Genomic DNA, 20,896 nt, shown 5'->3' with positions numbered 1-20,896 from the left:
ATTGGAGGATTATTATGACTTACGCTTTGGGGACGCGCTTAATTGCCGAGTTCATTGGTACTGCTATTATGGTTATTTTAGGGAATGGCTCAGTGGCCAACGTTGACTTAAAAGGAACTAAGGGGAACGGCTCTGACTGGTTAGTCATCGCTGTCGGTTACGGTTCAGGGGTTATGATCCCTGCCATGATGTTCGGTGGTATTTCCGGTAACCACATCAATCCGGCCTTCACCCTTGGATTAGCCTTCTCTGGCCTCTTTCCTTGGGCAGAAGTTCTGCCTTACATCCTCGTTCAATTTGCTGGAGCAATGGTCGGTCAATTACTCGTGGTTGCGGCATACAAGCCTCACTACGATTTGACGACCAACACCCAACACGTCTTAGGTACATTCAGCACCATCAATGCTACTAAGAGCAAATTAAATGGTTTCATCAACGAATTCTTAGGTTCATTCATTCTTTTCATCGGTGCCTTAGGGATTACCAAAGCACCGTTTTTCAAGGATAACTTGGGAACAGCTCACATGGCTTTAGGTTTCTTAGTGATGACATTGGTTGCCTCATTAGGTGGGCCAACTGGTCCCGCATTGAATCCCGCTCGTGACTTAGGTCCTCGGATTCTGCACGCTATCTTACCACTGCGCCATAAAGGCGATTCAGACTGGGGTTATGCCTGGGTACCCGTTGTGGCACCAATCTTAGCTTCCATCTGTGCGGTTGCCGTTTATAAGTTATTCTTCTTATAGGCCAGTCGAAATCTATCAAGTTAAAACAAAAACTGCCGACACAATGTGTGTCGGCGTTTTTTGTTTATACCAGAGTGAATGTCCTGCTCAACTCAGGCTGCACCTGTGATTGACGATTCAGATATTGAACGTTCAAGGCATGCCGATTACCTGTCACCACAGCATAAGTGCCACCGATGTCGGCAAACTGACCGCGTGGTTGACTGATACTGCCAGGGTTGAGCACGACCATGTTGTCATGGCGCTCCACGCCCAATTGATGCGTGTGCCCGAAGACGATGAGTTGCGCCCCCACTTCTTGGCCCGCCGCAATCAGTTGCGTGAGGTCAAAGTTCACCCCAAAGCGATGGCCATGAGTCATAAAGACCGTAATCCCTGCCACCTCAATCGTGCGCGTCATTGGGAAGGCATCAAAATCCATATTCCCTTGAACCGCCTGATAGGTTTCAAAAATTGAATCCGATGCAGCCAGTTCGGAATCACCCGCATACAGGTAAGCATCCGCGTGTGGATGTTGCTGTTGAATCGATTCGAGAATGGCCCGATCGCCGTGCGTATCGCTGACAATAACCAGTTCCATGAGTATCTCCTCCGTCTTTTAGTGTCACAATGCGTGATTGCTGTACCAGTCACGCCATAGTTGTTCCAGTTGCCGCATGGCATTACCGCGATGGCTCACAGCGTTCTTCTCATCTGCCGTCATCTCGGCCAGGGTTTGATCCGTGCCCTCGACTTCAAAAATGGATCATAGCCGAAGCCGTTGTCTCCGCGTGGAATGCCCACAATGCGGCCCAATACATCCCCCGTCAACGACCAAATCCTGCTCAGGATGATTGGGTTTGGCAAACACCAGTGTGGTGTGGAAATTAGCGGTGCGCGCTTCGGCAGGCACCTCTGAGAGCTCCGATAAGAGCTTTGCGTTGTTGGCGGCGTCATTGTGCCCATCCCCCGCATAACGCGCTGAAAAGACCCCTGGTTGGCCACCTAGCGCATCGACTTGTAACCCTGAGTCATCCGCTAATACGGGTAGCTCTAATTGCCGTGCATAGCCGTCAGCTTTGAGGCGTGCGTTCTCTTCAAACGTGGTCCCAGTTTCCGCGACCGATTCGAGTTCGGGAAAATCGAGCAGCGACTTGACTGTAATCCCATCTTTAGCAAACATCGCCGCAAACTCACGCGCTTTACCCGCATTCTTCGTGGCCACAACCACGGTCGACACCGGCGTTGTTGATAGGTGACCGGTAAGTCTTCGATCTCCGCACGTTGGGCGTTCAATTGGTCCAATTGAAGCCAATCCTGGGCAATCTGCTCAAACATCTCTGGTGAGCCTGTGGTGTAGAACTCGCGCATTTTTGGTTCCGTCACGTCATCGTTTGCGATATCAAAATAATCCAGCAAGGTGGACACTTCACTCACGGTCTCGCTACCGGGATCAATCAGTGTGATGTCATCGCCCATCACGTTGAATCAATGGTCGCAACAATGGATAATGTGTGCAACCCAAAATGAGCGTGTCGAGCCCCGCGTGTTTGAGTGGCGCCAAGGTTTCCATGACAATGCGTTTGGCAATTGGCGAACGATATTCGTTGCTCTCGACAACGGGCACAAACTTGGGTGCTGCCAGACTGGTCACTTTGACCGCGGCATCTTTTTGATGAATTGTCCGCGCATAGGCATCTGAGCGCACGGTTCCCTCGGTCGCAATGACACCTAAGTGCTTGTTCTTGGTCACCTTGAGGGCGGCGCGACTACCGGGGAGAATCACCCCAACAACAGGAATAGGCAGCTGTGACTTCACGATATCAAGGGCTGCAGCGGTCGCCGTGTTACAGGCAATCACCAGTAATTTGATGTCCTTTTTGAGCAAAAATTGACCATTTGCCAAGTAAAATCGACCACTTGTGCGGCCGGACGTGGACCGTATGGCAGGCGTGCTTGGTCCCCTAGAAAAATCATGTTCTCGTGTGGCAATTGCTTGAGTGCTTCTTTGAAGACAGTCAATCCTCCCACACCCGAGTCAATAAACCCAATTGGCTGTTTGTTCATTTCTAAAGGTCCTCTCTTAGATAAGTCTGAACCTTTATTGTGGAATTTTTCGACTAAAAATTCAAGTCCGGCTGTTTTCATGGTTGATTTCGTATATACTTATGAGCAGGAGAATGCCCCCACAGTGGGGATTAAAGGAGTAAATTATGTCATCAGATTATTCAGCAATGCGTACTAATACAATCACCAGTCCACTTTTTGGGCAAACTTTCTTGCGCGACTTACTACTGCCCGACCTCTTGGGTGAACAGCAATCCAATATCCTCTATTGGGCGGGGCGTGAGCTTGCGATCAAGTTGCCCACCGCAGAAGCGGATGTGCCAGCGCTTTTTGAACAGGCCGGGCTTGGGACCCTCAGCCTGCTCTCCAGCAAGAAAGCTGAACGTCATTACCAATTGACCGGTGATGTTGTCCAAGCACGCCTGGATCATATTGACCAACCCGACTTTCAACTTGAAGCCGGTTTCTTGGCTCAGCTTCTCCAACAAGATTTGGGTATTGTTGTGGAAGCCAATAGCCAACCCGACGCCAAGCGGCACAGTGTTGAACTGATTGTTGGCCTCGATCCAAAAGAGGCGCAACCAATGGCATCCCCTTTGATTGATGATCTCGTCGACTAATCTTAATTTCAACTAAAAAAGAAAGCATCTGTGATTCCCCTTTTACAGGGCGTCACAGATGCTTTCTTTTTGTTGTCGAGACCAAACGCGTTCACACGCGACTAGTCAACTTTCACCGGTGCCTTGGCGTTTTGCCAAGATTTGGTGTAGAAGTGATTATTCATCTTGTAGTGCTGAGGATCAGCCTTCAAGTCCTTCAAGAATGGTGCGACACTTTGATCCATCTTGAGCCAGCCACGCCAGCCAATGTGAATCGTATCTTCCATGAAGTAAGGTTCCGCGCCATCTTGTGTCAAATCGAGAATATGCTCGAAGCCTTGAGACCGCAATTGATACTCAATCTTGCGGGTAAAGTCGTTGATCATGTTCATATCGAGGCCAGTGTAATCAGCCCAACGCGCATTGATTGGCGGAATGACGAACATGACGTCCATCTTCTTTTGGCCATCGTGTTCAGCAACAATTGGAAGTCAGAAAATTCAGGTGAATAACGATAATCAAAGTTCTCTTGAGAATCCTTGAGCCGCTTGATATGTGATTTCACACGCTGGTTGTAGAAACTGTTCTTGATTTCATACGGATTACCAGCAGTTTCTTTCTTCCCAATCTTGATGGCTAACTGATCGAGCGTACCGAAGTTGTAGTCAGCTGGTAAGGCTTTTGCCGCCTTATCGATAGTAGCTTGGTTACTACCCGGTGCAATCTGTGAGAATAAGGCATCTTCGTGGTCGAGCATGTTGGCCTTAAAGTCAGTGATATAAGCTCGTTGGTACCCCGTGATTGGTTTGCCCAACGCGATATTCTTCAGGGCATCCTCGACGGTCCCATCTGAACTCCCGGAAGGAAAGTCCAACATCCGTGAAGCCGCATAACGGTCCGCGGTATTGTTCTTGGCATGTTCGACAAAGTACGCCACCTGAGCGGGTGAGTAGAAGAAGTCGAACATGTTCTTATTGACCCCTTGTTTCACAAACCACTGTGGTGAAATGATCACAACGGCCTTCTTCCCGGTCATATTCGTCATCGCATTCATGGACAGGAAATGGGTCAATGATTGCGTGCCGGCCTTCCCGAGCAGGAATGGGGTGTAATCACGGTGGTACTTCTGGGCCAGAACAGAGGGATGGAAGCTATCCATCCGCAACAGTTCAGATGAACCGATAAACGGCACATAATTGTCTTTGGCAGCGGCATTCTTGATTCGTTGCCCCTTCAAAACATTATCAGAAAGAGATGTCGCTGCTTTACTCATCGTTGATTGGCTGGGGGTGCCGAAGCTAAACGGCAAAAGCAGCAGTCCCAGTACTAAGACCGCAGCAATGGCTAAGGGGCCGAGCACCCGCCAAATGGTCTTATTTATTTTCATTGCATACTTTCTACTTTCGCAATAATTTTGTTTGGTGTGGACCATTCGTTACGATCGAATTCTGAAACGGGCACATCGATACCGAACTGATTTTGAAGTTCCAGTAATAATTGCACAGTCCCCATTGAATCCAGCAAGCCGGTTTCAAATAAATCAAGGTCCAAGTCTGTTGCAACTTCGTCAGAACCTGTCAAGTCTTCTAACGCTTCAATGACACCATTTTTAATCGCTTCATCAGCCATAATATGTTACCTCACTTAGTTTTATTTTTAGTGGAACCAGAGTTTGTCTAAGAATCCTGAGAAAATCAAGAACGAGAAGCAGACCGTGTTAAAGGTCAAGAATACAGATAAGGCGTAAGTGAACTTGTTACTTGGCAATGAATCCTTGTGCTTCTTCTTGAAGCGAATCCAAGCATCCGTCAAGTTGATCAACAAGGCATGGAACAGCCCGTAGACGATGTAATACCAAGTTTCACCGTGCCAAATCCCCATAATCCCGAAGAGAACGAAATAACCAATCGCGGCGGTGACCACGCGGCTTTTGACCCACTTGTGTTTCATCATGAAGAAGACAAACCGCATGTAGATATAATCACGGAACCAGAAACTCAAGCTCATGTGCCAACGATTCCAGAAGTCCTTGATATTGTATGAGATGAACGGCTTGTTGAAGTTCATTGGTGTTTCGACCCCCATCAGATAGGAGATCGCAACGGCGAACAAGCTGTAACCCGCAAAGTCAAAGAACAGATACATGGAATAGCTGTACATGACACCGACCAACGGCCATGACAGGCCTAAGAAATTACCGTGTGCGAGAAGTGCGAGATGCTCATAGTGTGGATACAACAGCGTCCCGAACAGATAGCCCAGAATGAACTTGTACAGGAAGCCAAGCATCAGATAATGGATGGCCTTACTGAAAAGTTCCGTATACTTCTCAGGTGTTGGGGCTGAATCGTAATCCTTTAGGAAACGCCGGTAACGGTCGATTGGCCCACTTGAGATGGTCGGGAAGAACAGCAAGAATTGCAGGAATCGAACAAAATTAACTTCTTTGATGGCACCGTCACGCAGTTCCATGATCATGCCGACCACTTTGAAGGTCAGGTAACTGATCCCTAAGAAGCCTAATAACGAAGGGTGCGTGGAAAACAGTGGTGTGAATTTGACCACCGTTAAGGGTGCAATCCCCAAGATAACCGCCATGTAGAAGACCCAGGTCTTATTGCTTGAGTTCTCCTTGGTGCGGTACTTGGCATAGAGCCAAACCAATAACGTGTTATACGCGATGTACAAGATAAGTGCCTTACCTTGCGGCCATTTGTCAGCATCAAAAATCAATACCAGAAAGAACAGTGAAAAGATGCTCTCATAGATGCGGTGTCGGCGGCCGTGGAACATACCGATAATGACGGGCACCAAGCCGATCAGGAGGTAGACAAAGTACATCGGATTTTCATAAGGTTGTAAATTAAGCATGCGGGTTAACCTCGGCAATCAAGGCCTTGCGATCGACCTTCCCATTTGCCGTCAGTGGCAGTGCGTCACGGTACACGATTCGTTGTGGAATCATATACTCCATCACTAACTCGCCTAGTTCGGCCTTAATTGTTTTGGTCAAGGCCATCGCGTTATCGACCGGGGATGTCTGAGGGACCACATAGGCGATCAATTGCGTCACCTTGTGCTCCTTGTCATAACGCGGAACGGTGGTAGCTTGTTTAACTTCCTTGACCTGCGCAAGGTTGTGATCGATGTCTTCCAGCTCAATCCGATACCCGTGAAGCTTAACCTGGAAATCAGTCCGCCCACGATAGAAGACTAACCCATCTTCATCCATGGTCACCAAATCACCTGTGCGATAGCCGGCATGACCATCTGCATCAAAGAAGGCTTTGGTTGTCTTTTCGGGATTGTTGAGATAGCCCTTTGAAACACTTGGGCCAACAATCATCAATTCGCCTTCAACACCAGGTGCGACCTTCTTACCGGCTTCATCAACGACATAGACTGTTGTGTCCGCCTTAGCATACCCGATAGGCAAGCGATCATACTTGGCAGTAATTTCTGATGTGATTTGCATCCCGGTGACCGCAACTGTGGCTTCGGTTGGGCCATAAGTATTGTAAACTGCTGCATTTGGGAATCGTGTGTTCAAGGCAACAGCGGTCTTGTTGGTCAGTTCCTCACCGCAGAACAAGAAGTGACTCAGGTCTGGATAGTGTGCTTGATCAAAATTAGGATCGAGCAAGGCAATTTCAACAAATGATGGTGTTGACACCCATTCGTTCAAGCCCAGTTCTGGCAAGACCTCAAACAGGCGCTTGAAGTTGTCAGTCACTTGCTTTGGAATAGCCTTCAGTGTGCCACCCAGTACTAATGTTGGATACAGATCCATAACGGATAAGTCAAATGAATATGGTGGTTGCGACATGGCAACGACGCCAGGCTTCAACCCGAAGTCATCCACGTTCCAGTTCACATAGCTGAGCAAGTTGCTGTGGCTGATTTGAACCCCCTTAGGGAAACCAGTCGTCCCACTGGTGAAGATGATGTAGTAATTATCGTCACCCTTCACTTGCTTACTTGCATCGTAATTAGGATTGCCCGTCTTAACAGCCTCTTGAAGTAATGCAGCATCGATAATTTGCACATCGGGTACTTCAATGGGTAATGGTTCAACCGCAATAATGGCTGGTGAGCCGGCAACCTCTTGCACCTGAGTAATCCGTTCGCTAGGGCTGTGCGTATCGATTGGAATATACGCGTGACCTGACTTAGACAGACCCAAGAAGGTTGTAATCATTTCGAATGTTTGCCCACCATAGACAATGATTGGTGCCTTCTCTGGTAATACCTGACTGAAGAAATTAGCTAACCGATCTGAGTCTGCTTTGAGTGTGGCATATGTGTATTGGTTGTCTCCGTAAACATATGCGATTTGGTTGGGTTGATCAGTGGCAACCTGATCAATTGCATGAATAATATTGTCGACCATAAGCGACTCCCCTCCACTAGAATTCATTATAGATAAACTTGCTGTTGTTGATGCCACTGTAGCTGTACAGATATACGAGCGCCATCAAAATGAAAAAATATGCGATAGTCCAAAAACGAACTGAAATGTCGCGTTGTGCCACAATTGTTTTAATTTGGCGATCACGCTTCCCCACCCCATTTATTTTTAAGTTCTTGACCATTATAGTTTTTCTGGAAATTGCTAAACTGTTTCGCCTCTCAATCACCTAACATTTTGTTAGATGAGCTCATTTTGAGCTGAAAGCAAGTAATTACAATCAATTTTCCAGGATTTTCCGCTATTTATAGATTTCGCAAGTGCAGGTATTTTGATCAATCGCCCACAAAAAAGAGGTCACGACAATTGCCGTAACCTCTTTCTGATTGAGACACCATTAGGCCGTGTACTTAGCCAATGCTTCTTCGAGTTGTTCCTTGGTGTGATAACCAACTAACTTCTCGACAACTTCGCCATCTTTTTTGATGATCATTGTTGGAATCGCCATAATCCCAAAAGATTGTGGGGTTTCTGGATTGGCATCAACGTCCATCTTGACGAACTTCACATCATCGCGGCTTTCAGACAGCTTTTCGATGACAGGACTTTGCATCCGACAAGGACCACACCATGTTGCCCAAAATCAGTCAGGACAACGCCTGAATCGGTCTCTGCTTTGTAATCTGTATCTGTAACAGCTTGAACCATTTGAAATACCCCCTTACTTTTTGTAACCACAAGTATACCGCGTTTAACGCAGTTGTGCAAACGCCCTGTTTACTACTTGAATTCAACGATGGTCGCGCCGGAGCCACCCGAGTTTGAGGGGCAAAGCCAAATTTTTTAACTTGGCGGTTGCGCTTCAAGTACTGCGTGACCCCATTGCGAATCGCACCCGTGCCCAAACCATGCACAATAGTGATCTGGGGATAGCCGGCCAGCAAGGCAGCATCGATATAACTATCCAAGTTGGCCATTGCTTCATCATAGCGCTGACCGCGCAGATCAAGCGTGGTGGATGGGCCACTATTCATGCCGCCACGCACCGTAGCGACACGACGCTTAGGCTGACTCTTTTCCACCTGTGCTTTTTGAAGATCAGTCGTCGCAACTTTCATCTTCAGAATCCCGAGTTGGACCTGCCAGTGCGTCTTATCCAGTTGTTCGAGCAAGGTCCCTTTTTGACCATAGCTGGTCACCATGACCTCGTCGCCAACCTTGAATGACTGCTTGGCCTTTTCGCGTTTCAGCACCTTGTTCTTCTTCAGTGGCGCCTCTTCTTGACGCAACTGCCGCAGCCCTGTCTTGGCATCAATCAATTGATTTCTTTGATGCTACCGGCGTTATCCAGTTGCATCTGACGCAAATCCTTGATGATTTTATCTGCCTTAACCTCGGCATTTTCAACGATTTGGTTGGCCTGCCGCTTAGCTTGTGCCACTTGCTTGTCGCGTTCTTCTTGCAACGTGGTATAAGCAGTTTGTAGTTCTTGATGCAACTTCTGCGCATCCGCCAACTGTTTCGTCAAATCGCGATACTCGCTTTCGGCCGCATTGCGCTGGTTTTCGAGGTCACTGATCATATTGTTCAGCTCGTGGCTGTCATCACTGATCAATAACTTTGCGCGATTGACAATATCCGGATTCAAGCCCAAACGCAGGGAGATATCAAACGCGTTACTGCGCCCTGGCACCCCGATCAACAGGCGATAGGTCGGTTGCAAGGTGGTGACATCGAATTCCATGGAGGCATTGATGGTCCCCGGTGTATTGTAACCGTATAACTTGAGTTCGGGATAATGCGTGCTGGCAACCACATAGGCCCCAATTGCCCCCACTTGATCCAGGATGGCAATCGCTAGTGCTGCCCCCTCTTGAGGGTCAGTCCCGGCGCCCAATTCATCAAACAGGACTAAGCTCTTGTCGTCCAAATCCGCCAGAATCTGCGTAATATTTTGCATGTGTGAGGAGAATGTACTCAGGTTCTGTTCAATCGACTGTTCGTCACCGATATCAGCGAACACCTGACTGAAGATACCGACCGTACTCTCTTCCGTTGCGGGAATAAATAAACCCGATTGGGCCATCAACTGAATCAATCCCAAGGTCTTCAGTGTGATGGTCTTCCCACCGGTGTTTGGCCCAGTGACCACAATGGCCTGATACTTCTCACCGATTGTAATCGTATTGGCAACCACTTGCTTGGGATCGAGTAAGGGGTGCCGCGCATCGATCAGATTCACGAAATTGCTGTCACTGATCAATGGCTCTGTGGCCTTCATTTGTTGCGCATACTTTGCTTTAGCATTGATAAAGTCAAAATGACCTAAGATATTGGCATTATCGGCCAACTCACTGGTATATGGTGCAACCTGATTCGAGAGTTCAGCCAAAATCCGATTGATCTCGGTATTTTCTTCAATCTGTGCTTCGCGCAACTGATTGTTCATATCCACAACTGCTTGCGGTTCGATGAACAGCGTCTGTCCGGTCGCACTCTGATCGTGGACCACACCACCGAACTGATTCCGATATTCGGCCCGTACGGGAATCACGTAACGGTCATCCCGAATCGTCACAATCGGATCACTCAGGTACTTGGCAGAATTGCCACGCGTGTACCCTTCCAGACGCTTGCGAATATCATTTTCTAGGCGCTTGATCTGTTGGCGCACACCGCGCAGATGGGCACTGGCATCATCCAGAATGCGACCATCTTCATCCACGGCCGTGCGTAATGCTTTGGCTAGTGCCGGTACGGCGGTCAATTGATCTTGCAATTGATACACCTGACGCAGATCAACGTTATCTTGCAGATCGACCAAGAAGCGATCCACCGCGGCAACAGTCGAAAGAATGCGACTCAGGCCAGCGAGTTCCTGCCCATTGAGCACGGCACCGATATCGACCCGCTTGAGTGCCGGGCGAATGTTTTCAAGCATCGGCACGGGAATACCACCCTTGAGACGTAAAATGGTGACCCCGTCTGCGGTTTCATCTAACGCGGTTTGCATCGTGAGCGCGTCACTCACGGGTTTGAGCTGGGCAACCATATCAAACCCCACAGCCGTCACAATATAGCTCTGCAACGTCTGCTGGATGCGATTAAATTCGAGAATATCTAGTATTTTTTATTCATCATTCACCACTGTTTTCTTGTTAATAAAATACGGAAAGGTTGTGCCAAAACATCTTCCGTTTTGCGCACAACCTTTTTGACGGACTATTATGATTGAACTACGCGGCAATAATCCACCACTGCGTAAAGAGATTGGTTAAACCTGGGCTATAGCGCACAATCAGGCGTGCCAGGAGCGAGTTTTGCAGCCCGCTTTGAATGCCTGCAACTGGAATCAACGCGAGCAGATACAAGATCATAAAGACAATCAGGTATCCGACCAGCAAGTTGAGCAAGCCGCCCAGTATCCAGCTGAGTCGTGGATTGTGGCCCGCATACGTGAGCTGATGGAACCAAAGCGCCACAAACCGCGTCACCAACCAGCCGATGCCAAAGATAAACACAAAGGCAAAGCCACGATAAAACGCAGCGTCGAGCGTTAAGCCCACCTGATTGGTAAAGAACGTAAACGTGCTCTGCTCCGTTGCGGATGGGTATGGCACAACGAGAGTCAATTGCTTGCCCAAACCATCAGCCAACAAATAGGCCACGCCGAAACTCAACGCATAGCCCAAGGTATTGAACAGCTGCATGTAGAGTCCTCTGCGTGCACCTGAGTAGAAAAAATATGCCAAAGTTAAAAGTATTAGTATCGAAAGCATCTATCCCAAAGTCCTCTAATCTGCTTGATTCTGATCGTGAGCCAATTGATTGACCTGATCAGATAGCGCATTAAATGCCAGTAGCATTGCTGCCTCCTCGCGCGATAACTTCGGGTCGAGTCGGTGGATTTGTGTCAGTTGTTCATTTAAGAGTTGCGTCACTGTTTCAAAGTGAGCCTGAGAACCGGGACCCACGATTGTGTAACTTTTACCCGCGATAACGGCTTTAAACCGTCTTTTTGCTCTGCCAAAAACGTCCTCCTTGAGTGTATCAACGGCTTATTTTACCATGAAAACACGTAATGTGCCAGAGCGTGACAAAAGGCGCGTAAACATGAGGATTAGCAATATCTTTGCCAGAAGCTGGTTTGTGGTTTCGGCAAAGATGCGCTAAACGGAATTTTTTGCCTTGTGGAGCGCGTTTATAATCGACAATTTCCGTTTAGCAATCCACAACACAACGAAAGAGACTGTAACCACCCACTTGGGCAATCACAGTCTCTTTTGTCGAAAAATGGTTTGATTTACTTGTCTTCCAAGTGTGAATCGTCATCCGCTAAGAATGTGTTCAACACTTCTTCAATCATTGCCCATTCGTCATCGTTTTCAATGGGATACAGGTCGCCTTGGCTCGCATCGCCATTCTCGTCTGGTGTGAAGGAGAAAGCTTGAATTTCAACTTCCTCGTCGTCTTCAGCACTTTGTGGGTAAAGCAAGACATAGCTCTTACCATAATCTTCGGAATCAAAAGTGAACAAAACTTGATAGAGTTCTTCGTTCCCTTTATCGTCAATTAAGGTGATCAATTGTTCGTCTTCACCTGGTTGTAAATGTTCATCAGCCATGACTGACCCTCCTTTAGTGGTGGCAATCGCCTACCAATTATTATTCTTTTGTTAACTTACCTTTGCCATCCAAGTAGCCCTGAAGAATCATCTGTGCAGCTAACTTGTCGATCACTTGTTTTTGGCGCTTGCGACTCGCATCCGCTTGCTCAATGAGCATGCGGGATGCTTCGACCGTTGTTAAGCGTTCATCGACAAAATCAATCGGTAAACCGAATTTGTCGACCAACATCTGACCGTATTCTCTCGCCTTCTCCGCACGAGGCCCTTGTGTGTTGTTCATGTTCTTAGGCAAGCCCAGAACAAAACCAGTCACCTCGTACTGCGCAACGAGTTCAGCCACACGATCGAGACCAAAAATGGCCTCATCTTCGTTAATACGGATAATTTCAAGTCCTTGTGCGGTCCAGCCCAGCGGATCGCTGATGGCGACGCCGACTGTGCGTGATCCCACATCCAGACCCATAAGCCGCATTATGCTTTCTCCTTATTCAGGTAATGACGAACCAATTCTTCAATGATTTCGTCACGCTCGTGCTTCCGAATAAGACTTCGTGCATCGTTGTAGCGTGGAATGTACGCAGGATCTCCCGAAATCAGGTAGCCCACGATTTGATTGATGGGGTCATACCCTTTTTCTTCAAGTGCCGCATACACGGTCTCTAATGTTTCACGAACATTCTTAGGATTGTTATCCCGAAAATCAAAGTGGACGGTTTGATCTAATGTGCTCATTCTTAACACCTCTATTCTGCCCAATTCATCTTATATTTTACTTGAAACGCTCTCAAAGTACAATCATCGACTCTGAATTAGCCCAGTAAAATTGTTTTTGCCATGTTGAGGGCGGCAGAAATCCCATCTGGCTTCTTACCACCGGCTTGGGCGAGGTCATCACGACCACCGCCACCGCCACCAACGCTTGGTGCGATTTGCTTAATCAATTGACCAGCCTTCACGTCGTGGTCGTTGGCATTCTTATTGGCACCAACCAACAGACTCACCTTGCCATCGACGGCAGTTGCTAAGACCAGCACATCTGATGCATTCTTTTGTTTCCATTCATCAGCCAATTGCCGCAATTCATTCATCCCGGCAACCTTGACGGCTTGGGCGATCAAGGTCAGCTCCCCTACCGTTTCAGCAGAATCAAAAATCCCAGCGGCCGCTTGTGCCGCTAATTGTGCCTGGAGACCTTCAATTGTCTTTTGGGCCGCCTTCAAGTCTGCCTGTAATTGTGCAGCCTTCTGTGGCGTCTTGTTGATCTGATCGACCTTCAATTCATGCGCGGTATCGTTCAACAAGGCCTGTTGCTGGTTGAGGTATTCGAAGGCTTCACGTGATGTGACGGCTTCAACCCGGCGAACACCGGCACCAATCCCGGATTCAGATGTAATCTTGAACAGACCGAGTGCACTGGTGTTGCTTGGGTGTGTCCCACCATCGAATTCCTTGTTGAAATCGCCGATGGAAACCACCCGCACGATATCGCCGTACTTGTCGCCAAACATCGCGATAGCGCCCAATTGCTTGGCGTGTTCAATGTCAGTTTCAATCGCACTGATTGGCAGGCTTGCCCAGATCTGTTCATTAACAATGCGTTCCACTTCTTGCAGTTGTTCTGGGGTCACTTGACCAAAATTAGTGAAGTCAAAACGCAGGTAGTCAGGTTCAACCAATGAACCCGCTTGATGCGTGTGTTCGCCAAGTACCATCCGCAAGGCTTGATCGAGCAAATGCGTCGCCGTATGATTCTTTGAAATCTTATTGCGGCGTTCTGCTTCGACCTCGAGCCAATAGGTTTGGCCGACCTTGAGTTCACCCACAACATCAACGGTGTGCAGGTTCTGGCCGTTTGGTGCGTGTTGAACATCGGTTACGTGAGCAACCACGGTGCCATCGATCAACTTGATATCCCCGTGATCGGCCACTTGGCCACCCATTTCGGCATAAATGGTGTTTCGTCAAATAACAGTTGCGCTGTCCCATGATCCAGACTGTCCAGTGCTTTGTCCGCGGTAATGATGTCCATCAACTTGGCATGCTTGTCGCTCAATTCAGTGTAACCGACAAACTTGCTTTCCGTCTTGATGTCCATCAATAATTCGTTTTGACTCCCCATGGATTGATCATCGGAACGAGCGGAACGAGCACGTTGGCGTTGTGCTTCCATTTGGGCCTTGAAGCCATCCATATCGACACTCATGCCCTCATCTTCAGCGTATTCAGCAGTCATTTCAACGGGGAAGCCAAAGGTATCAAACAACTTGAAGGCTTCTTCACCGGCAATTTGGGTCTTGTTCTCGGCCTTTAAGCCATCAATAATCTGGTTCAACAGATTAACCCCAGCATCCAAAGTTTCACGGAAACGGGCTTCTTCAGACCGAATCACCTTTTGAATGAAGGCTTGGTTATCCAGAATTTCTGGATAGTAACTCTTCATGATATCGCCAACGACGGGCACTAATTGATACAAGAAATCCTGCTCAATGCCCAACTTCTTGCCATTCAACACAGCCCGACGAATCAAGCGCCGCAGCACGTAGCCACGGCCTTCATTACTTGGTAACGCGCCGTCACCGATAGCAAATGTGACTGTCCGTGCGTGGTCGGCAATAATCTTGAATGACACATCGTCTGCCGCATTCTTGCCGTATTCGCGGTGATCGCTGAGCTTAGCGGTCGCCTGAATAATTGGCATGAATAGATCGGTTTCAAAATTGGTCTTGGCGTCCTGAATCACAGCGACGAGGCGTTCTAAGCCCATCCCGGTATCAATGTTCTTATGTGGTTGTTCCACGTAGCGGCCATCTGGTAAGTGATTGAATTCAGAGAACACGATGTTCCAGATTTCAAGGTAGCGTTCATTTTCGCCACCAGGATAATTTTCAGGGTCATCGTCTGCCACATTGTTGAAGGATTGACCACGATCATAGAAGATTTCGGAGTCTGGACCACTTGGGCCTTCACCGATATCCCAGAAGTTATCTTCCACTTCAAAAATATGATCATCACTCAAGCCAACGACATCATGCCAGATGCGCTTAGCTTCTGTATCTTTAGGATAAACGGTCACGTACAACTTAGCGGGATCGAGTGCCAGCCATTGGGGACTGGTCAAGAACTCCCAGGCCCACGGAATCGCCTGTTCCTTGAAGTAATCACCGACGGAGAAGTTCCCGAGCATTTCAAAGAAAGTCAGATGCCGTGCGGTCTTACCGACGTTTTCGATATCGTTTGTCCGAATCGATTTTTGCGCATTGGTAATTCGGGGATTCTCGGGCACGACGGAGCCGTCAAAATACTTCTTGAGGGTGGCCACACCGGAATTAATCCACAAAAGGGTTGGATCATCCACTGGTACTAATGATGCACTGGGTTCAATTGCATGTCCCTTGCTCTTAAAAAAGTCTAGAAACATCTGGCGAATTTCGCCACTACTGAGTTGTTTCACTGCTATCCCTCCAAAATAAAAACACCGCTGCAATATCAAGGACGCTCACGCGCGGTACCACCTTGTTTGCAACGATGTTTATCGTTTACCACTTCATTTGTCTCGTTCACTTGTCAAAACAGGGAGCGCGCGTCACACCGACTGAGAATCTCGCAGCTATGATTCTCTTTCTGAACAGTGGGCAGTGCAAACGCGTATATCCTGATTCGTGTTTCATTATAAAAGTTTTAGCAAAGAAGTGCAAGCGAGCTAACGGCTCTTGTTGGCCTTCTTGGACGCACGCAACGCTTCACGTTTTGCAATCCGTGAGTTCTTGCGCCGTTCTTCAGAAATCGCCTTTTGCACACGCTTCTTGTAACCGGGCTTGTGCTTGGCCTTTTCCTTCTTGGCCAGCCCCTGAATGGTTTGGCTCAATTCTTCTTGCTTGGGCTTGCGGTTGACCCGGCGATTGCGATCGTACCCGTCCACAATCTCGCCGTTTTTGATGGACTTGGGTTCAAACTTGATGCCCAAGTGTTCCAATTCCGCAATCTGTGCTTCTTGCCCTGGCATGTATAACGTAATCGCTGTTCCAGACATGCCATTACGGCCGGTCCGACCGACACGGTGAATGAAGAATTCATTGTCGGCTGGAATTTCGGCATTGATGACATGAGAGACACCCTTGATATCGATCCCACGAGCGGCCAAATCGGTTGCCACGACGAATTGATACTTGAGGTCTGCGACTTCCTTCATGATGCGATTGCGTTCACGTGGTGGCACGTCCCCATGAATCTTAGCGACATTGAGCCCCTGATCTGTCAGGTAAGCATGAATCTTGTCGACGCTGGTTTTGGTATTCGCAAAAATCAGCACTAAGAATGGTTGGCCAATTGTCAGCAATTGATAGATCAATTGGTTGCGATCACGACTGTTCACGGCAATCAACCAGTTTTCAACCGTGTCGGCGATCACGCTCTGTGGCTTGATTTCAAACACGGTCGGATTGGCCATATATTTCTTCAGGAACGGCTGTAACTTTTGTGGAATGGTAGCTGAGAACACCAGCATCTGCAACTGACCTGGGAAGGTGGACGCAATCTTATCGACTGTGTTCAGGAAACCCATGTCGAGTGTCATATCCGCTTCATCGACAACAAAAGTGTTAGCCGTGTAACTCTTCAATGCGTTGGCATCGATCAGGTCGAGAATCCGCCCCGGTGTCCCGATCACAACGTGTGGTTGTTGACGCTTCAGCTTATCGATTTGGCGGGCCTTATCGGTACCCCCGACGAAACGACTGATGCGAATTGGTGAGTCCTTATCGAGCAGCTGGCTCGCAACCGAATAAATCTGGTTGGCGAGTTCACGGCTAGGTGCCGTGATTACTGCTTGAACGGTATCACTATCGGCATTGATTCGGCTGATGATTGGCACTAAGAAGGCATGTGTCTTCCCACTACCGGTTTGACTCTGCCCAATGACACTTTCACCACGTAAAACAGCGGGAATTACCTGCTGCTGAATCGGGGTTGGGTTTACAATATCCATCTTGGTCAGTGCCTGAATCATTGTTTCTGGTAATTGGTATTGCTTAAATTGATTATCCATTCGTCACTCTTTCTCGTAATTTGTTGCGATGGTGATTAATTCTTGCACCATCTGGTCAATTTCTTGTTTGTCAGCCGCTTTGGCACCGCTGGCCAGTGGATGACCACCGCCATTGTGCGCCTTAGCCAACTCGTTGATGATGGGGCCTTTGGAGCGCAGGTTGACGCGATAAGTGCCATCAACCTGTTCCACAAACAGCATCCAGGCTAACACATTGCCCAACCGACTGGGGGTGTTAACCGCGGCTTGAACCTGGTCATCTTCCAGGCCAAGCTCCTTGATGCGCTGCCGCGTGATAATGGTGTATGCGGCACCGCCCTGCTCGATATGCAGGTTCTCAAACACTTCACCCTGTAACCGTGCTTGACTCAGCGTAATTTCGTTCATCTTCTGATTCACAGCAGTCGGATCAAAATCATAACTGATCAACTTAGCGGCCGTTTCTAAGGTATGTGGGGTGGTGTTATTGAACATGAAGCGTCCCGTGTCACCCACAATCCCGGCATAAAACAGGCGAGCGGCAGGTGCAACCAACTTCAACTTGCCATCCATACTATCGATGAAGCTCATCAACAGTTCGGATGTCGAGCTGGCCGTTGTGTCCACCCACGTGATGTCCCCATATGGATCGTCATTGGGATGGTGGTCGATTTTGATCAACATCTTGCCCATGTTGTAGCGTTGATTAGCGACCCGCGGTGTATCTGCGGTGTCCGTCACAATCACCAAGGCATCGCGATAGGTTTCGTCTGGGATTTCATCCATCTCAGCCAACCATGACAAGTTGCCAACGTCACCATCGCCCACGGCATAGACCGACTTGTCAGGGAAAGTTGCCTTAATCGTCGTCGCCAGGCCGACCTGTGATCCCAATGCATCGGGATCGGGCCGTTCGTGACGGTGAATGATGATCACGTCATTTTGTTCGATTGCGTTAAAAATATCTTGCTGAATTGTCATCGATTAGTTCCTCTCTAATAATTGGCAAGTCACGACAGCTTTCGCGATGCGGCGACCATCACTGGTCAGATCGACATCGAGACTGGCATGACTGCGATTGAGTTCGAGTGCGGTAATCGCCAAGTTGACCCGCGACTCCAACGGCACCGGCCGAAAGTTATTCAAGGCCATCTGCTCCACCAACACATTCTGATATTGATTGTGGCCCAAAAAGGCGGTGACCGCTTGATTGACAACCTCGGTAAGGACCCCGAAACTCAGCGCCCCTAAGCTATTGGTCATCATTGGCAGTGGCTGGAACTGATAGTTATTCCCCGAAAGATCGGCGGCCTCAATTTGTTGCGCCACCTGATCGGCAAACGTGCCATCACTGGTGCCTTGGTGTGCAGTACCACTCAGGCTATTAGCGATTGCCCGCTGTGTCACCATGCCGAGAAGTTGCCAACTGTCATCCACCACGGGGAGGCGTTCGACGCCATTGCCCTGCATGGTATGACTCACCGTTGCCACACTGAGATACGGCTTCACCGTCAGCGGATCACGTTGCATCACCCGATCGATCAACATCGATGGCTTTTTACCCGCAACATCTTTTGGCGTCACTACCCCAACCAAACGGCCGGTATTGGTTACCACAGGAACAGTCACAGGCGACAGTTGTTGATAATCTGCCACGGTATCTTCTGGATGCAAGACGACCAATTGTAACTTAGGCGTATAGACACTGGCAACCGTCACAATATCTTGCTTGATGGCTTGATCCGATAATGCGCGGTTAATCAGTGTCGCCACTGTAAAGGTATCGTTATTGGTCTGCAGCACTGGTAGCGCCAGTTCATTGGCCAATTGAATCACAGCCTGACTGGTTTCAAAGCCACCGGTAATCAACACTGCAGCCCCATTTTCAAGTGCCAACTGTTGGGCCTCTTCCCGATTCCCCACAATCATCAGTGAGTTCTGGGTGATATATGGCCCCATCGCAGCCTTGGTCATGGCCCCAATCACAAACTTATTCAAGCGCTTATTCAAGCCGGACTCACCGCCAAGAACGCGTGCATCGAGCATCTCAACCAGTTCCGCAAAACTGAGTTGATCGTCCGGATTAGCGGGCTTTTGTTCGATCCGAATCGTCCCTACGCGTTCAATCGTGGACACAATGCCCGCGGTTTCAGCGTCCTTGATTGCACGATATGCAGTGCCTTCACTGACGCGTAAAGCCTTGGCAATGGAACGCACTGATATTTTTCGCCGACAGCGAGGTCAGCGATATAATTTAGAATTTGTTCATGCTTGGTTGCCATCTCAATTTCCTCCACAGTCTACTTGAGTATAACATAGCATTCACAGCTATTGATTGAGATTCAGGTCAATATTTTCATATTGAATCGGATCGAGATTCGTCACCGTAATCCCGAGCAGCCTAATCAATAACTCGCTGGGTTTCTCTTGCTGCCACAGTTCTTGCGCCGCCGCTAATATTGTCGCCTCGTCTTGAATGTAGTGATCCATCGTCACCCGTTTGGTGTGGGTTTCAAAATCCCGATCGCGCACTTTCAGCACCACTGTCTTGCCGTGCTTTTGGCCTTTTTGCAGCGCCGTCGCGACCAGATTGGCCAGGAACTGTAACTGATTTTGAACTTGCTCTTCAGTTGTCAACACGGCGCCATATGTGCGTTCTTTCCCGATCGATTTGGCATCACGCACCGCGACCGGGCGATTATCCACACCACGGGCATGTTGATAGAGCAGAAAACCCATCTTGCCGAACAGATCGATTAGCGTTTGCTGATTGAGTTGGCGCAAGGTCTTGCCATCCGTGACCCCCAAATCGGTGAGTTTGGGCAACGTCTTTTTACCGACGCCGCGAAATTGACCGATTGGGAGCTGATCCAGGAATAAAAGCGCCTGCTCGGGCATGACCACCGTTCGGCCCGCCGGCTTGTTGTAGTCAGACGCCTGTTTGGCCAAAAACTTGTTGTACGAGATCCCGATCGAACTGGTCAGGTGTGTTTGGGCACTGATCTGTTGTTGCAGCCACAGCGCCAACTGGATGGTGCTACTGAAATGATGATTCGCCGTTACATCCAGATACGCTTCATCGAAAGCCACGGGTTCGACCAAATCTGTCACCTGATGAAAATCGTGTGTATCTGCGCCGAGACCGCCCGATACTTGGTGAAATCAGGATCTTTGAACACCAATAACTGTTTGGGAATCAGCTTGAGCGCCTGATTCGATGGCATCGCCGAGTTGACCCCATACTGTCGCGCGATGTAATTGGCCGTCGTGATGACACCCTTGCTCCCTGTTTGGCGCGGATCGTGAGCAATCACCAAGGCCTTTGACTTGTATGCGGGGTGATCGCGTTCTTCAATCGACGCGTAAAAAGCATCCATGTCCACGTGAATAATTTTGCGCGACGTATCATTGGGCAATGGCAGATCAAATAGTGCCAAGTGACTCACT

The 20,896-nt window shown here is 48.7% G+C and carries 13 protein-coding genes and 9 pseudogenes; 2 read left to right on the top strand and 20 right to left on the bottom strand.

The window, feature by feature from the left end; genetic code table 11:
• Positions 1-14 precede the first annotated feature (14 nt).
• Positions 15-746 carry an MIP/aquaporin family protein gene (locus tag JCM17471_RS03590; RefSeq protein ID WP_054776845.1) on the top strand — a complete coding sequence of 244 codons (732 nt, stop codon included), beginning with the start codon at positions 15-17 and terminating at the stop codon, positions 744-746.
• A 64-nt stretch (positions 747-810) separates the two neighbouring features.
• Here JCM17471_RS03590 and JCM17471_RS03585 read toward each other — a convergent pair whose 3' ends face one another.
• From JCM17471_RS03585 to racE, 3 genes and pseudogenes are all read right to left on the bottom strand, one after another.
• Complete coding sequence (locus JCM17471_RS03585; RefSeq protein ID WP_054776844.1) at positions 811-1,326, bottom strand: YfcE family phosphodiesterase; 516 nt, start codon at positions 1,324-1,326, stop codon at positions 811-813.
• A 24-nt stretch (positions 1,327-1,350) separates the two neighbouring features.
• A pseudogene (locus JCM17471_RS13305) lies at positions 1,351-1,908 on the bottom strand (non-canonical purine NTP pyrophosphatase).
• A gap of 89 nt (positions 1,909-1,997) precedes the next feature.
• A pseudogene (gene racE, locus JCM17471_RS14910) lies at positions 1,998-2,792 on the bottom strand (glutamate racemase); the annotation flags it as partial.
• A gap of 143 nt (positions 2,793-2,935) precedes the next feature.
• Between racE and JCM17471_RS03575 the strand changes: the two are divergent.
• Positions 2,936-3,412, top strand: a complete 477-nt coding sequence (locus JCM17471_RS03575) for a DUF2507 domain-containing protein (protein ID WP_404820125.1) — start codon at positions 2,936-2,938, stop codon at positions 3,410-3,412.
• Between the two features lie 101 nt (positions 3,413-3,513).
• On the opposite strand, the pseudogene dltD reads toward JCM17471_RS03575, so the two are convergent.
• From dltD to dinB, 17 genes and pseudogenes are all read right to left on the bottom strand, one after another.
• Positions 3,514-4,778, bottom strand: a pseudogene (gene dltD / locus JCM17471_RS03570) (D-alanyl-lipoteichoic acid biosynthesis protein DltD).
• Complete coding sequence (gene dltC, locus JCM17471_RS03565; protein ID WP_054776842.1) at positions 4,775-5,020, bottom strand: D-alanine--poly(phosphoribitol) ligase subunit DltC; 246 nt, start codon at positions 5,018-5,020, stop codon at positions 4,775-4,777. Before dltC ends, dltD begins: the two are co-directional and overlap by 4 nt.
• A 27-nt stretch (positions 5,021-5,047) precedes the next feature.
• Positions 5,048-6,262 carry a D-alanyl-lipoteichoic acid biosynthesis protein DltB gene (gene dltB / locus JCM17471_RS03560; RefSeq protein WP_054776841.1) on the bottom strand — a complete coding sequence of 405 codons (1,215 nt, stop codon included), beginning with the start codon at positions 6,260-6,262 and terminating at the stop codon, positions 5,048-5,050.
• Complete coding sequence (gene dltA, locus JCM17471_RS03555) at positions 6,255-7,781, bottom strand: D-alanine--poly(phosphoribitol) ligase subunit DltA (RefSeq protein WP_054776840.1); 1,527 nt, start codon at positions 7,779-7,781, stop codon at positions 6,255-6,257. Before dltA ends, dltB begins: the two co-directional genes overlap by 8 nt.
• A gap of 16 nt (positions 7,782-7,797) precedes the next feature.
• Positions 7,798-7,946, bottom strand: a pseudogene (locus JCM17471_RS03550) (teichoic acid D-Ala incorporation-associated protein DltX).
• Positions 7,947-8,196: 250 nt separating this feature from the next.
• Positions 8,197-8,507 (bottom strand): annotated as a pseudogene (trxA, locus tag JCM17471_RS03545) (thioredoxin).
• A 72-nt stretch (positions 8,508-8,579) separates the two neighbouring features.
• Positions 8,580-10,926: pseudogene (locus tag JCM17471_RS03540) on the bottom strand (endonuclease MutS2).
• A gap of 109 nt (positions 10,927-11,035) precedes the next feature.
• A complete protein-coding gene (locus tag JCM17471_RS03535; RefSeq protein WP_054776839.1) occupies positions 11,036-11,578 on the bottom strand; it encodes a CvpA family protein in 543 nt (180 codons plus the stop codon).
• Positions 11,579-11,593: 15 nt separating this feature from the next.
• Entirely contained in the window at positions 11,594-11,797 is a 204-nt protein-coding gene (locus tag JCM17471_RS03530) for a cell division protein ZapA (protein WP_054776838.1), read from the bottom strand.
• A 305-nt stretch (positions 11,798-12,102) separates the two neighbouring features.
• Positions 12,103-12,423, bottom strand: coding sequence for a DUF1292 domain-containing protein (locus JCM17471_RS03525; protein ID WP_054776837.1), 321 nt, complete (start codon positions 12,421-12,423; stop codon positions 12,103-12,105).
• 40 nt (positions 12,424-12,463) lie between these two features.
• Positions 12,464-12,898: a Holliday junction resolvase RuvX gene (gene ruvX / locus JCM17471_RS03520; RefSeq protein WP_054776836.1), complete on the bottom strand. Its 435-nt coding sequence runs from the start codon at positions 12,896-12,898 to the stop codon at positions 12,464-12,466.
• Entirely contained in the window at positions 12,898-13,158 is a 261-nt protein-coding gene (locus JCM17471_RS03515; RefSeq protein WP_054776835.1) for an IreB family regulatory phosphoprotein, read from the bottom strand. The genes ruvX and JCM17471_RS03515 overlap by 1 nt, the downstream gene beginning before the upstream one ends.
• A gap of 77 nt (positions 13,159-13,235) precedes the next feature.
• Positions 13,236-15,877, bottom strand: a pseudogene (gene alaS, locus JCM17471_RS03510) (alanine--tRNA ligase).
• A 249-nt stretch (positions 15,878-16,126) separates the two neighbouring features.
• Entirely contained in the window at positions 16,127-17,470 is a 1,344-nt protein-coding gene (locus JCM17471_RS03505; RefSeq protein ID WP_054776834.1) for a DEAD/DEAH box helicase, read from the bottom strand.
• A 3-nt stretch (positions 17,471-17,473) separates the two neighbouring features.
• Positions 17,474-18,430, bottom strand: coding sequence for a DHH family phosphoesterase (locus JCM17471_RS03500; RefSeq protein ID WP_054776833.1), 957 nt, complete (start codon positions 18,428-18,430; stop codon positions 17,474-17,476).
• Positions 18,431-18,433: 3 nt separating this feature from the next.
• Positions 18,434-19,731: pseudogene (locus tag JCM17471_RS03495) on the bottom strand (DRTGG domain-containing protein).
• 46 nt (positions 19,732-19,777) lie between these two features.
• A pseudogene (gene dinB / locus JCM17471_RS03490) lies at positions 19,778-20,886 on the bottom strand (DNA polymerase IV).
• Positions 20,887-20,896: the final 10 nt, after the last annotated feature.

This window comes from Lacticaseibacillus saniviri JCM 17471 = DSM 24301 (assembly GCF_001311785.1).
Taxonomy (GTDB): Bacteria; Bacillota; Bacilli; order Lactobacillales; family Lactobacillaceae; genus Lacticaseibacillus; species Lacticaseibacillus saniviri.
Note: the sequence above shows the minus strand (reverse complement) of the source record. Positions and strands in the feature narration are given on the sequence as shown.